At 63.3% G+C, this 12,749-nt stretch carries 9 protein-coding genes, 1 tRNA gene and 1 other RNA gene; 9 read left to right on the top strand and 2 right to left on the bottom strand.

All coding sequences use genetic code 11. The features are described 5' to 3' along the window. Window positions 1-30: 30 nt before the first annotated feature. Window positions 31-597 (bottom strand): HdeD family acid-resistance protein, encoded by a 567-nt coding sequence (locus tag G557_RS0102495; RefSeq protein ID WP_028244831.1) that lies wholly within the window; start codon window positions 595-597, stop codon window positions 31-33. Between the two features lie 222 nt (window positions 598-819). Here G557_RS0102495 and G557_RS0102490 point away from each other — a divergent pair, with 222 nt between their 5' ends. Together G557_RS0102490 and G557_RS0102485 are read left to right on the top strand one after the other, a co-directional pair. Beyond that, on the top strand, window positions 820-3,231 hold the full coding sequence (locus tag G557_RS0102490) for a YhgE/Pip domain-containing protein (RefSeq protein WP_028244830.1): 2,412 nt from the start codon (window positions 820-822) through the stop codon (window positions 3,229-3,231). After that, entirely contained in the window at window positions 3,228-5,417 is a 2,190-nt protein-coding gene (locus G557_RS0102485) for a YhgE/Pip domain-containing protein (RefSeq protein ID WP_028244829.1), read from the top strand. Before G557_RS0102490 ends, G557_RS0102485 begins: the two co-directional genes overlap by 4 nt. Window positions 5,418-5,650: 233 nt before the next feature. On the opposite strand, the gene G557_RS0102480 is transcribed toward G557_RS0102485, so the two are convergent. Then, a tRNA-Leu gene (locus G557_RS0102480) sits at window positions 5,651-5,732 on the bottom strand. 152 nt (window positions 5,733-5,884) lie between these two features. Between G557_RS0102480 and G557_RS0102475 the strand changes: the two genes are divergently transcribed. The 7 genes from G557_RS0102475 (at window position 5,885) to G557_RS11170 (ending at window position 12,734) form a co-directional block, all read left to right on the top strand. Beyond that, window positions 5,885-7,243, top strand: a complete 1,359-nt coding sequence (locus G557_RS0102475) for a DUF2252 domain-containing protein (RefSeq protein ID WP_051224194.1) — start codon at window positions 5,885-5,887, stop codon at window positions 7,241-7,243. Between the two features lie 34 nt (window positions 7,244-7,277). Next, on the top strand, window positions 7,278-8,396 hold the full coding sequence (prfB, locus tag G557_RS0102470; protein WP_028244827.1) for a peptide chain release factor 2: 1,119 nt from the start codon (window positions 7,278-7,280) through the stop codon (window positions 8,394-8,396). A 67-nt stretch (window positions 8,397-8,463) separates the two neighbouring features. Beyond that, window positions 8,464-9,513 (top strand): cell division ATP-binding protein FtsE, encoded by a 1,050-nt coding sequence (gene ftsE, locus G557_RS13630; RefSeq protein WP_084626925.1) that lies wholly within the window; start codon window positions 8,464-8,466, stop codon window positions 9,511-9,513. Continuing rightward, window positions 9,510-10,427 (top strand): permease-like cell division protein FtsX, encoded by a 918-nt coding sequence (gene ftsX / locus G557_RS0102460; RefSeq protein WP_028244826.1) that lies wholly within the window; start codon window positions 9,510-9,512, stop codon window positions 10,425-10,427. The genes ftsE and ftsX overlap by 4 nt, the downstream gene beginning before the upstream one ends. A gap of 28 nt (window positions 10,428-10,455) precedes the next feature. Then, window positions 10,456-10,938 carry an SsrA-binding protein SmpB gene (smpB, locus tag G557_RS11175; RefSeq protein WP_036960328.1) on the top strand — a complete coding sequence of 161 codons (483 nt, stop codon included), beginning with the start codon at window positions 10,456-10,458 and terminating at the stop codon, window positions 10,936-10,938. A gap of 102 nt (window positions 10,939-11,040) precedes the next feature. Further along, window positions 11,041-11,412: a transfer-messenger RNA gene (gene ssrA, locus G557_RS13625) on the top strand. Next, entirely contained in the window at window positions 11,367-12,734 is a 1,368-nt protein-coding gene (locus G557_RS11170; protein WP_245542749.1) for an AI-2E family transporter, read from the top strand. Before ssrA ends, G557_RS11170 begins: the two co-directional genes overlap by 46 nt. The last annotated feature ends 15 nt before the right edge of the window (window positions 12,735-12,749 follow it).

Raw genomic sequence — 12,749 nt, 5'->3', positions numbered from 1 at the left:
AGTAAGCGGGGGCTTTGAGTGATCGTGTGCTCAGGCGCGGCGACCGAAAGTGAAGGCGCGGGCGATCTGCACGATGCCCAGTGCGGCCAAGGCGAACCCGGTGAACCACCACAGGAAGGCGACCCCGATGAACGGTGCGATGATCAGCCAGATGCCCGCGATGATGCTGACCACGGCATAGAACACGGCCCAGCCCTTCGACGACACCTCGCGCAGGGTGGTGAATGAGACGACGCCCTCGGTGATCCAGACGATGCCGATCAGAATGCCCAACAGCCACACCAAGGTGATGCCGGCTGAACCGAGATTGGCGAAGGTGACGATACCGGCGATCAAGAAGAACACGCCGAGCAGCAGGTTGCCCGCGCGGCTCCAGCCCGAACCGCCCTTGGCGAAGATGCCGATGCCTAAGTAGATCACGCCGGCGACGACCGCATAAATGCCAAGCAACAGGGCGAGTGCACCCGCGATGGTCACCAGCGACTTGCCCGGCCAGAATACGACGAGCACGCCGATGACCAGCGAGACTAGGCCGCTCACCCCCAAGGCGGTGCGAATGCCGTTGATCGCGCTCTTCTCGAATGTGGGCACTGACATGTCTGCTCCTCTTTCTGGTGAGGCCGATGGATGACCGGCTCACTCTCCATTCTCGCGCAATTGCCAAGGAATGCGAGTAGTCTGCTCTCTTCGCGTCATGTCAGCGCTCAGTGAGTGGAGCATCCCCTCGCACCCCGCGGAGCTCAAGACATGATGAACTAGACTCGAACGTCGATGTGGCCGCTCGCAGACCCCCGATTTTAACCCGACGAGGAAGCGCTCATGAGAAACATCTGGCGTGTGTTCGCGCGCGATGCGCGGCGCATTCTGCGTGTGCCCCAAGCGTGGATCATCGTCGTCGGGGTCATCGTCACTCCATCGCTGTATGCCTGGTTCAACATCGTCGGCTTCTGGAATCCGTATGAGAACACCGGCAACATCGATGTGGCCGTGGTCAACCTCGATCGGGGTGCCAGCTCGAGCGAGGCGGGCCAGGTCGACGCCGGCGATGAGATCGTGGCGAAACTGCACGAGAACACGCAGCTCGGCTGGCAGTTCGTCGACGAAGACGAGGCGATGGATGCGGTGAACAGTGGCCGCTATTATGCCGCGGTCATCATTCCCGAAGACTTCAGCAGCGACCTGCTGAGCATCACCACAGGCAATTTCACCCAACCGCAGCTGCAGTATTACGTCAACGAAAAACTCTCCGCGATCGCGCCGAAGGTCACCGACACCGGCTCCAGTCGACTCGAGACACAGATCACCAGCACGTTCACCTCGGTGGTGGCCGACACCGTCACCGAGAAGATCGTCGCCGGCAGCCTGGGCACACTCAACGACCTCGACGCTGCACAGGGCACGGCACTGGCAGACCTCGACTCGGCGATGGCCACCATCGACTCAGTGCGCTCCAATCTGTCGGGCGTGGCCGACGGGCTCAGCTCGTCACGCTCGCAGCTGTCTGCGGCCGATAGCGCACTCGCGCATGTCGATGACGCGCTTGCCGATGCGAGCAGTGCGCTCGACCAGGCCTCGGGCATCGTGACCGACGCACAGACACAAGTGGCTGACTTCAGTTCGACGGTCACCACCGCATACGCCGACTCGCAGGCGGCGCTCGCCGAAGCCTCAGCCCAGGCGCATGCCGTGATCAGCGATCTGACGGCCAAGCTGCAGCAGTCGCAGCAGCTGGCCGACGCCAGCGACACGCTGCAGCGGTTGCAGCAGGCGGCTGACACCATCGATCAGGCGGCGCAGGATGCTGCCGCCGGCGCCGATGCTCTGCAGAACGTTGCCAAGACGACGCTGCCGTCGATCAGCTCATCGGTGGCGCAGCTGTCAGGCAGTGCGGCGGCGCTCTCTTCGACGATCGACGCGCAGCGCGCGCAGGTCGGGCAGGCTCGTGCGTTGCTGACGCAGATCGATCAGCAGATCTCACTGGCCACTGAGACACTCACTGGTTTTGACACATCATTGGCGACCACGGCAGATGACCTGGCCACGCTGCGCACCGATGTGTCAGCGCTGGGCAGCGCGGCAATAGTCGACCGGCTCGGTCAGCTCAGCGGGCTCGATCCCGAGCAGATCGCGGCGTTTATGGCCAGCCCGGTCGAGGTCGACCAGCAGGTGATCTTCCCGGTGCAGTCGTACGGAGCCGCGATGGCCTCGATGTTCACCAACCTGTCGCTGTGGATCGGCCCGTTCGTGCTCATGGTCATCCTGAAGCTCGAGGTTGACCGCGAGGGCATTCCGGGCATCACCGTCTCACAGGCGTATTGGGCTCGCTGGCTGCTGTTGGCGGTGTTGGTCGCGTTGCAGGGGCTGCTGGTCGCCTGTGGCGAGCTGGTCATCGGGGTGCAGCCCGCCAGCGCGTTCGCCTTCGTGGGCACCAGCATGCTGATCGGGCTGAGCTATCTCAGCATCATCTACGCGCTCTCGGTATCGTTCGGGCACGTGGGCAAAGGGCTGTGCGTGGTGCTGGTGATTATGCAGATCCCCGGGGCCTCGGGCATCTACCCGATCGAGATGATGCCGGGCTTCTTCCGCGCGATCTACCCCTTCTTGCCGTTCACCTACGGTATTGACGCCATGCGTGAGACGATCTCGGGCTTCTCTGGGCTGGCCTGGGGGCGCAACATGGGCGTGCTGCTGCTCTACGTGGTGGCGTCGTTCGTGCTCGGGCTGCTGCTGCGCCGCTGGCTGGGCAACCTCAACCGCCTGTTCAACCGCGAGATCGCAGCCAGCGGGCTGCTGATCGCCGAAGACGTGCAGATCACTGGCGGTGGCTACCGCCTCTCTGAGGTGATCCACGTGCTGTCGAATCGCCAAGAGTTCACCAAGAGCCTGGAGCGACGCACTGCGGTGTTCCGACACCGGTATCGGCTGCTGCGCCGCTGGGCAGTGGTGGTGGGCGTGCTGGGAGTGGCCGTCATCGGCGCGCTGCTGCCGGTCATCCCTGGTGGCAAAGCCACGGTATTGGGCCTCTGGGTGGGCTGGGCGCTGCTGCTGTTCGCCTTCGTTGTGGTGATCGAATACATCCGGTTCAGTCTGATGCGCGCCGGTGAGATCGGGCGTATGCCCGACCAGCAGCTGCGGGCCGCAGTGTTGGCTGATGGGGGAGAGCAGTGGCTGCCGCATGCGCATGTGCGCGCCGGTGACGACGTCGAGGCGAAGCCGGAGGACGACCGATGAAGGGCATGCTGAAGCTGTTCGCCAGCGATCTGCGGCGCATGACCAAAAACGCCATGGTCGTGATCGTGGTGGTGGGGCTGGTGGCCATTCCCTCGCTGTTCACCTGGTTCAATGTGATCGCCAGCTGGGATCCATTTTCGAACACCAAGAACCTCAAGGTGGCGGTAGCCAACACTGACGAGGGGTATAAAAGCGATCTGGTGCCGATCAAGATCAACATCGGCGAACAGGTGCTGGCCGCGCTGCGCGAGAACGACGATCTCGACTGGGTCGTGACCAGCGAAGACGACGCCATTTCGGGCACCGAAACCGGTGACTACTATGCCGCCATCGTGCTGCCACCCGACTTCAGCGCCGACATGATGACGTTCTATGCCAACGATGCCGCACCCACCGACATCGTCTATTACACCAACGAGAAGAAGAACGCGCTGGCGCCCAAGATCACCGGTCAAGGTGCCGACCAAGTGTCAGAGCGCATCAACAACATGTTCACCGAGACGCTGAGCGACGTCGCACTCAATATCGTTTCGACGGTTGCCGATTCGCTGCAAGATGGTGACGCGCAGGCCGTGCTCAAACGCCTTGAGACCGGGGCGGGCGCTGCTGCAGATCAGCTGCGCATGGCAGCGCAGACCTCGCATCTGATGGGCACGCTGCTCGACTCGACCAGCGGCATTGTCACCAGCAGTCACGACCTGATCACGGCAGCCGGGGGCACCTTCGACGAGGCGTCGGGGGCTATCGGTCAGGGCTCGGCCGCGGCCGACGACATCTCAGGCACGCTCGATGCGGCGAGTCAGTCGCTGTCTGATGCGATCGGGCAGACCGCTGCCGGCTACGACGCAATGAAGTCGGTGATCGACCAGTCGCTGACCGATGGGGCAGCGGCGGCGAGCGAGCAGGCCGATCGCGTTGACGCGCTCATCGGCCCGGCGCAGCAGCAGCTTACCGCCACGGAGCAGCAGCGCGAGGCACTGAAAGAGCAGCTCAAGGATTCGACAATCGATGAGGCCACCAAGACCGCGCTGCAGGCGCAGATCAAAGTGTTAGACCTGGCCATCAGCGCACAGCAGGCAGTCGTCGATCAGCTGAAGCAGCTGCGTGACGATCTGCGCAAGGGTGCAGATGGGGTCACAGCTCGCGTGCAGCAGCTCGATGCGCAGATCGACACCGCCAAGCAGCGCATCAGCGATGTGCAAAGCTCGTTCGATACCAACTTGAAGCCTCGGCTCGATCAGCTGGGCACGACGATCTCACAGGCGACCAGTTCGCTGTCTGCGGCGGGGCAGGATCTGCACTCGGCCGCCGCCGACGTCGCCGGCTCCGACTCTTCAGTGACGACTCGACTGGCTCAGGCGAAGCAGACCACCGATGAAGTCACACAGAGCCTCGAAGCTGCGGCGGAGCGCTTTGATGCCGTGGCGAGTGCGCTGGGGTCGGTGGGCGACGGCGGCGATCTCGAGGCCATCCGACAAGCCATCGGTGGCAACGCCGATCTGATCGCTGCGGCGCTGGGTTCCCCGGTGGGGCTGGAACGCAACGCGGTATACCCGGTGGTGAGCTTCGGAGCGGCGATGGCTCCGCTCTACATGGTGCTTGCGCTGTGGGTGGGTGCGTTGCTGATGTCGGTGTCGATTCGGGTCGAGGTGCCGGCCGACGCCTTCGACGGCGCTGAGTCACTGAAACTGCATCAGCAGTACTTGGGCAGGTTCGGCGTGTTCGCTCTCATCGGCCTGCTGCAGAGCACGCTGCTGTGCCTCGGGCTGATCTTCTTCGTGCAGGTTGAGGCGGCGCATCCGATGCTGCTGATGCTTGCCGGGTGGGTGACGTCGCTCGTGTTCACGCTGATCGTCTATACGTCGGTGGTGGCCTTCGGCAACGCGGGCAAGGCCCTGAGTGTGCTGCTGCTGGTGATTCAGATCTCGGGCTCGGGCGGGGCCTATCCGCTGCAGATGTTGCCGCAGTGGTTCCAGAACATCAGCCCGTTCTTGCCGGCCACCCATGCAGTTGATGCCTTGCGTGCGGCGATCGCCGGCACCTACGGCGCCGACTACTGGATTGATCTGGGGCTGCTTTCGCTGTTCTCGCTGGCCGCGCTGCTGCTCGGCCTGGTGCTGCGCAAACCGCTGATCAAGGGCAACCGCAAGCTGATCGCAGCGATCGAGTCGACCAAGCTGATGTGAGTGCGCCTGCGTGCTCGCTGGTCAGACTGCATGTTCGCTGGTCGGCAGCGTGTGCGTGCTGACCAGTGAGGGTACGCGGCGGCAAGCGAGGCCACGGCATGGTGCGCCTGACCGCAGAGTCCCAGACCCCGAGAAAGGCCGGAGCAGCCGGAGCGTTCGGCGACCTGTGCGGCGAATGCGGAGGCGTCCGCGAAGGCAGTCGCGACGCAGATGCGGCGCGGCAATAAGCACAGTGCGGATGGCGGGACTCGAACCCGCAAGCCTTTCGGCACAGGAACCTAAATCCTGCGTGTCTGCCAGTTTCACCACATCCGCGTGGTCGCGGGTGTGGTGAAACCTTGGTGGGCGCTGCCACCACATCCGCGGGGTGCGGTGAAACCGCACGAAACCGCATCGAGCCTACCAAAGTGGCGGCGTACCATCGGGAGATGAGGCTGCCAATGGGCAGCACGCACCGAGGAGGGGTCATGTCTCGCAGCATTTACGGCTCGCGCACGGGCGATGTGTTCGCGTCAGCTGATCAGCTGCGCGCTGATGGCAAGCGGTATCGGCGTACTGTTCCGATTGACGATCTCGGGGTGTTCGCGCCGGCCGATCGCGATCCGTCGGCCATTCTTGATGCGCAGAATGCCACTCGACTGCCTGAGCTGGTCGAGCTGCGGCGTGAGCGCATGAGTGCATCGGCGTTCTCGTTCTATCGTGGCAGCGCCAGGCTGATGGCCTTTGACTTGGCGCATCAGATCGACACCGGTCAGCAGATTGTGATTTGCGGGGATGCTCACATCAGCAATTTCGGATTCTTCGCCTCTCCAGAGCGGCGGCTGGTGTTCGACCTCAATGACTTTGATGAGGCGGCACCGGGGCCCTGGGAGTGGGATGTGCGCCGCATGATCACCAGTGTGGTCGTGGGGGCGCGTGATCGAGGATTCTCGGCCGACGCCACCACGCATCTGGCGATGCAGGCCTCGCAGGCCTATCGACGGGCGATGCGCCGGCTCTCGACTCTCTCCGCGCTCGATCGTTATTACGAGAGTGTCGACGATGCGGGCATCGCGGCGGCGCTTGATGCCTCGACGGCGCCGGCATTCACGCGGCTGGTCGAGAAGGCCCGGCGTCGCACGTCAGTGCAGGCGGTTGACCGACTGACCGAGTTTGACGAGCACGGGCAGCTGCAGTTTCGCGAGGAGCCGCCGGTGCTGACGCATCTGGTCGATGCCCGGGCGCGCGGCGTGCGCGAGCTGTATCGCGAGTACATGGCGTCTGCCGCACCGGACATCCGTCTGCTGCTGCAGAAGTACCGACTCATCGATGGTGCCCGACGGGTTGTGGGCGTGGGCAGCGTGGGCACGCGCTGTTTTGTGGTGCTGCTGCTTGACCGGTTGGATCAGCCACTTGTGCTGCAGATCAAAGAGGCGGTGGAGTCGGTGGTCACCGAGTTCAATCTGCCTAACGAGACGACGCCGGCAACGTTGGGTCGCCATGGCCACAACGGGCAACGTGTGGTCGAACACCAGCGCATTCTGCAGGCGGTCTCAGACCCGTTCTTGGGCTGGGGGTCGGCGAGCGGCCACCAGTTCTATCTGCGGCAGTTCCGTGACATGAAAGGGTCGGTCGATCTCGACCGTCTCGAGCTGCGCGGCTATGAAGAGTACGTGATCGGCTGCGGCCTGTTGCTGGCCCGTGCGCACGCGCAGAGCCCCGCGGTGCACTGGATCGCCGGGTACCTCACGAAGGGCGTGCGATTCGATGCGGCGATGACACGGTGGGCCAATGCCTATGCCGATCAGGTGGCCGTCGACTACCAGCGATATCTCGCATCCGCCTGACGCCGGGGCAGGTGCCGGGTAGACTGTCAGGGCTATGGCTGATCTTGACATCTCTGAACGCATCGCTGCACTGCGCAGCACCTTCGCCGACATTCGGCAGGTGGTCGACCCCGAGGGGCTCGAGGCGCGCATCGCCGAGCTCAATGAGCAGGCCGTCGAGCCTGGCCTGTGGGATGACACCGAGCGTGCTCAGCAGGTGACCAGCCAGCTGTCACGCGCCAAGGCCCAGCTGGCCAAGGTCACTGAGGTGGGGCAGCGCATCGATGATCTCGAGGTGCTGGTCGAGCTGGCCAACGAAGAAGATGACGAAGCCTCCAAGCACGAGGCCGAGCACGAACTCGAGCAGCTGCAGAAGTCGATCGACGATCTTGAGGTGCAGACGCTGCTCAACGGCGAATACGACGATCGCGGCGCTGTGGTGACCATCCGGGCGGGTGCTGGCGGCGTTGACGCGGCAGACTTCGCTGAGATGCTCCTGCGTGAATACCTGCGCTGGGCCGAGCATCACGGGCATAAGACCACGATTCTCGACACCTCGTACGCAGAAGAGGCGGGCATCAAGTCGGCCACGTTCGAGATCGACGAGCCGTACGTGTTCGGCACGCTCTCGGTTGAGGCGGGTACTCACCGCTTGGTGCGCATGAGCCCGTTCAACTCGGCGGGCAAACGGCAGACGTCGTTCGCAGCAGTCGAGGTGGTGCCGCTGGTGGCTCCCACTGAGCACATCGACATTCCCGACACCGACATCCGTGTCGATGTCTTCCGCTCCTCGGGGCCGGGTGGCCAGTCAGTGAACACCACCGACTCTGCGGTGCGCATCACCCACCTGCCCACAGGCATCGTGGTCAGCTGCCAGAACGAGAAGAGCCAGATTCAGAACCGTGCTGCCGCGTTGCGCGTGCTGCAGTCTCGCCTGCTCGAGATTCGCCGTCAAGAAGAAGAGGCCACGAAGAAGGGCCTCGCCGGAGACATCAAAGCCAGCTGGGGCGATCAGATGCGCTCATATGTGCTGGCGCCGTACCAGATGGTCAAAGACCTGCGCACCGGGTATGAGGTCAACAACCCCGATGATGTGTTCGACGGCGATATCGACGGGTTCATCTCGGCGGGTATTCGCTGGCGCAAGAGCGGCGAAGCGCACAGCGAAAGCTGAGCCAAGTCGTCAACACGCGCCCGCGCACGGCTGGCGCACAGATTCAGCACCGTAGACTTCACTCGCCATGATTAGTTTCGAGAACGTCACCAAGACGTATAAGAACAGCGACCGCCCGGCGCTCAAAGACGTCTCGCTGGAGATCGACAAGGGCGACTTCGTGTTCCTTGTCGGCGCCAGCGGCTCCGGCAAGTCGACGCTGCTGCGTCTCGTGCTCAAAGAGGAGCGTGTCACCAGCGGTGCCGTGCACGTGCTCGGCTACAACCTGCGCTCGATCTCATCGCGACGTATTCCGTTCTACCGACGCAACCTCGGGGTCGTGTTCCAAGACTTCCGTCTGCTGCCCAACAAATCGGCCAGCGAGAACATCGCCTTCGCGCTCGAAGTCACCGGCAAGTCGGCCGGCTATATTCAAGAGGCAGTGCCAGACGTGCTGCGTCTGGTGGGTCTCGACGGGCGCGGTGACGCGCTGCCGCATGAGCTCTCTGGTGGCGAGCAACAGCGTGTGGCGATTGCCCGGGCGGTGGTGACCAAGCCGGCCATCCTGCTCGCTGATGAGCCCACCGGCAACCTCGACCCAGACACCAGCGCGGGCATCATGAGCCTGCTCGAGCGCATCAACGCCAGTGGCACCACGATTCTCATGGCGACGCATGACACCACGATTGTCAACCGCATGCGCAAGCGTGTGATCGGGCTTGAGCTCGGTCGGCTCGTGCGTGATGAGCGCGACGCGGTCTACCGTGAGGTGCCTTCGGCGCCGGATGCACGGGCTGAGCGTCGTGCGCGCCGTGCGGCCCTGCATGACGGAGAACCTGCGCCAGCGCTGCCCGCACGCACAGCCACCACGACTGTCGAGACGGTCTCTGCGGAGGTGCCGCCTCCGCGGATCGCGGCAGTGCCGGCGACGCCGAAACCGGCCGCTCAGCCGCAGACCGAACCTGCCGCAGAGCCTGCTGTGGCACGGCCGCAGGCGCAGCCGTCTGAGGCGCCCGACATTCAGGTCATCGCCCATGAGTCGCAGCCGTTGACCGAACGACTCGGGCTCATTGGTGGCGCTGCTCGCCCGGCGACCCCACCTGCACCAGACTCGAGCGCGAGTGAGGAGCGCAAGTGATCTTCCGCCGCATCCTGGCTGAGACCCGCAGCGGACTCAGCCGCAATCTCTCGATGGTCGTCTCGATCGTGCTGGTGACGTTCATCTCGCTGACCTTCGTGGGCGCCGCCGTGCTGCTGCAGCAGCAGATCAGCGCGATGAAGACCTTCTGGTACGACAAAGCGCAGGTGGCCATCTACCTGTGTGCTGATTCCTCGTCGGTTGATCGCTGCCCAGACGGCGCAGTCACCGATGACCAGCGGGCCGCCATCGAACAGCGTCTTGAGTCGGCGACGCTCTCGCAGTATGTCGACAAGTACTACTACGAGTCGCAGGCTGACGCCTATGCGAACTTCAAAGAGCAGTTTGCCAACAACCAGGCGCTCGACTTCGTGACCGAAGATCAGCTGTCGAGCACCTACTGGGTGAATCTGAAGAACCCGGCAACAGACTCGGCGGTGATCATCCAGAGCTTCACCGATGTGGCTGGGGTCGATCAAGTGCAAGATCAGAAGGCGTATCTCGATCAGATCTTCGGGGTGCTCAACGTCGCCTCGCTGACCGCTTTGGTGGTGGCTGGGCTGATGCTGGTGGCGGCTATCCTGCTGATCACCACAACGATCAGGCTCTCTGCGTTCTCGAGACGCCGAGAGCTCGGCATCATGCGTCTGGTCGGTGCGTCGAACTTCTTCATTCAAACGCCATTCGTGCTCGAAGGGGTGATCTCGGCGCTGATCGGCTCGCTGCTGGCCTGTGGTGCACTGGCAGCAGTACTCGTGTTCTTCGTGCAGGGATATTTGGCGGATGCGATGCCATACACGGCATTCATCACCCTCGGCACCGCCTGGCCAGTGTTCCTCGTGGTGATCGGCGTCGGCGTGGTGCTGTCTGCCCTGGCTTCGGCCTTCGCGATTCGGCGGTATCTGCGGGTCTGATTGTCAGCGGCACGACTACACTGGGGGCATGCCCAAAGAAGTCGGAGAGCGCCTGATCGCGAGCAACAAGAAAGCTCGGCACGATTACACCATTCTCGACACCTATGAGGCAGGAATGGTGCTGACGGGCTCAGAGGTCAAGTCGCTGCGCGAAGGGCGTGCCTCGCTGCTCGACGGCTACGCCTATCTCGACGGGGGCGAAATGTGGCTCGACAACGTGCACATTCCCGAGTACCTCAACGGCTCCTGGACCAATCACGCGCCGAAACGCAAGCGCAAGCTGCTGCTGCACCGGCAAGAGATCATTCGCATCTCGCACAAGCTTGGCGACAGCGGCATCACGCTTGTGCCGCTGCGGCTCTACTTCAAAGACGGTCGGGCCAAAGTCGAGATCGCGCTCGCGCGTGGCAAGCGCGAGTACGACAAGCGTCAGGCTCTGCGTGAGCGCCACGACAGCATGGAGGCCAAGCGGGCGATGGCTCGGGTCAACCGGCGCGGAGACCCTGCCTGATCTTTGCTGATCGGGAATGACAGGTGGTGTATCGCTGTTATATGGTGGTGAGTCCGGTGTCGTGTCTTCGATGCGAGACCGTGACGATTGACAACTGAACATGGGGACGATCGGTTTCGACACTGTCTTGAAGATTGTGAGAAGCGGGCCGAGAAGGCGTGGATGATCTCGTAAACCAAGTCACGCAACCAATAAGTGCAAAAGCAAAACGCACTGATTTCGCCCTCGCTGCGTAAAGCGAGCCTCGAAATCCGTTCACCCCGGGAAGTCTTCGACCGGGTGCTGAACGTCATTGAGAAGACTCACCGGTACGGCACGTGGAGGGCCGCCTCGGGACATTGATCTCCACTGGGCTTGTTGACCTCGCGCCTGTCGTAAAGGTCAAAGCCGAGTAGAACGTGAATACAGGCTACGCCCGTAGAAGTCGCATGAACCGAGCAGTGGACCCGGGTTCGATTCCCGGCGTCTCCACCACTGTGCGCTCGTTTTCCACGCAGCGCACGCCACGCAACGCCCGGCATGCGGTGCGAACCGTTGAGCACCCTGTGCGCAGTCGCGCGATGATGTTACGCGGGCTGCCGCATGCTCAAGCCGAGTCGATCAGATTCGGTGCCGAGAAGGGAGCCATCATGGCAACACATCCACAGGCCGAACCGGTTCGTGAATCCCGATCAGCGTCTGCGCTGTGGGGCAGCGGTTTTGGCCGAGCCGCCACACGCAGCGTGCAGATTCTCGCCGTGCTCGCGGTGGTCGCGATCGTGGTTGCCTTGACTGTGCAGTTGTCTGTGGTAGTCACCCCGGCACTGCTTGCGCTGATCGTGGCCAGTGCCATTCACCCGGCCATCGCCTGGCTGCACAGCCATGGTGTGCATCGCATGTTGGCCACCTGGATCGCGCTGCTTTCCATCATCCTGATTCTGGCGCTGATCATCTGGCTGATCGTGCTCGCCGTGATTAACCAGTGGGACGACCTGGTCACGGCCACCAATGACGGGCTAGGGTCGCTGCAGAGCTTCCTGTCGAACCAGTCGTTCGCCGATCAGCTGCCCACGCCTGACCAGATCACCGGTTGGTTCACCGATGTGCTGAGCACCAGCGGATTCCAGTCGGGCGCGTTGGCCGGCCTCTCGGCGACCGCGAGCTTCCTCACTGGCTTCGGCATTTTTGTTGTGGTGCTGTTCTTCTTTCTCAAAGACGGCCCTCAGATCTGGGAGTTTCTGCTGCGCCCCTTCCACGGCGAAGCCTATGAGCGCGGTCTGCGTGTTGGCCGGGCCACCACGGCCACCTTTGGCGGGTACCTGCGCGGCACATCCATCGTGGCGGCAGCAGATGCCGTCGGCATCGGCGTCGGGCTCGCCATTCTGCAGGTGCCGCTTGCGCTGCCGCTGGCCGTGATCGTGTTCATTACTTCCTTCATTCCGATCGTGGGCGCCACTCTTGCGGGGATCGTCGCCGCGTTGGTGGCGTTGGTGGCTAACGGGCCGGTCGCTGCGTTGATCGTCATTGGCATTGTGGTCGGGGTCAATCAGATCGAGGGCAACCTGCTGCAGCCGATCGTCATGGGCCGCACACTCAAGCTGCACCCCCTGGTCATTCTGATCGCACTGACCTTAGGCGCGAGCCTCGGCGGGGTGCTCGGCGCGATCATCGCCGTGCCGCTGACCGCTGCGGCCTGGTCGGTGCTGCAGGTCTGGGATGGCCCCGATCTGCCTGCGCTGCCCGTGCGGCGCAAAGAGCATGAGGTTGTGCTCGCAGCCGACGACCCCGACTCTGACGAAGAGCTGCCCGAGGTCTGAGGCTGTCGGTGGTGC

Source organism: Pseudoclavibacter soli DSM 23366, from assembly GCF_000423505.1.
Lineage (GTDB): Bacteria > Actinomycetota > Actinomycetes > Actinomycetales > Microbacteriaceae > Pseudoclavibacter_A > Pseudoclavibacter_A soli.
Note: the sequence above shows the minus strand (reverse complement) of the source record. Positions and strands in the feature narration are given on the sequence as shown.

Coding starts and splice junctions, on each gene's coding strand:
- G557_RS0102495 (WP_028244831.1), bottom strand. CDS start 597: ATGTCAGTGCCCACATTCGAGAAGAGCGCGATCAACGGCATTCGCACC.
- G557_RS0102475 (WP_051224194.1), top strand. CDS start 5,885: ATGTCTCGCAGCATTTACGGCTCGCGCACGGGCGATGTGTTCGCGTCA.
- G557_RS0102490 (WP_028244830.1), top strand. CDS start 820: ATGAGAAACATCTGGCGTGTGTTCGCGCGCGATGCGCGGCGCATTCTG.
- G557_RS0102485 (WP_028244829.1), top strand. CDS start 3,228: ATGAAGGGCATGCTGAAGCTGTTCGCCAGCGATCTGCGGCGCATGACC.
- prfB (WP_028244827.1), top strand. CDS start 7,278: ATGGCTGATCTTGACATCTCTGAACGCATCGCTGCACTGCGCAGCACC.
- ftsE (WP_084626925.1), top strand. CDS start 8,464: ATGATTAGTTTCGAGAACGTCACCAAGACGTATAAGAACAGCGACCGC.
- smpB (WP_036960328.1), top strand. CDS start 10,456: ATGCCCAAAGAAGTCGGAGAGCGCCTGATCGCGAGCAACAAGAAAGCT.
- G557_RS11170 (WP_245542749.1), top strand. CDS start 11,367: ATGAACCGAGCAGTGGACCCGGGTTCGATTCCCGGCGTCTCCACCACT.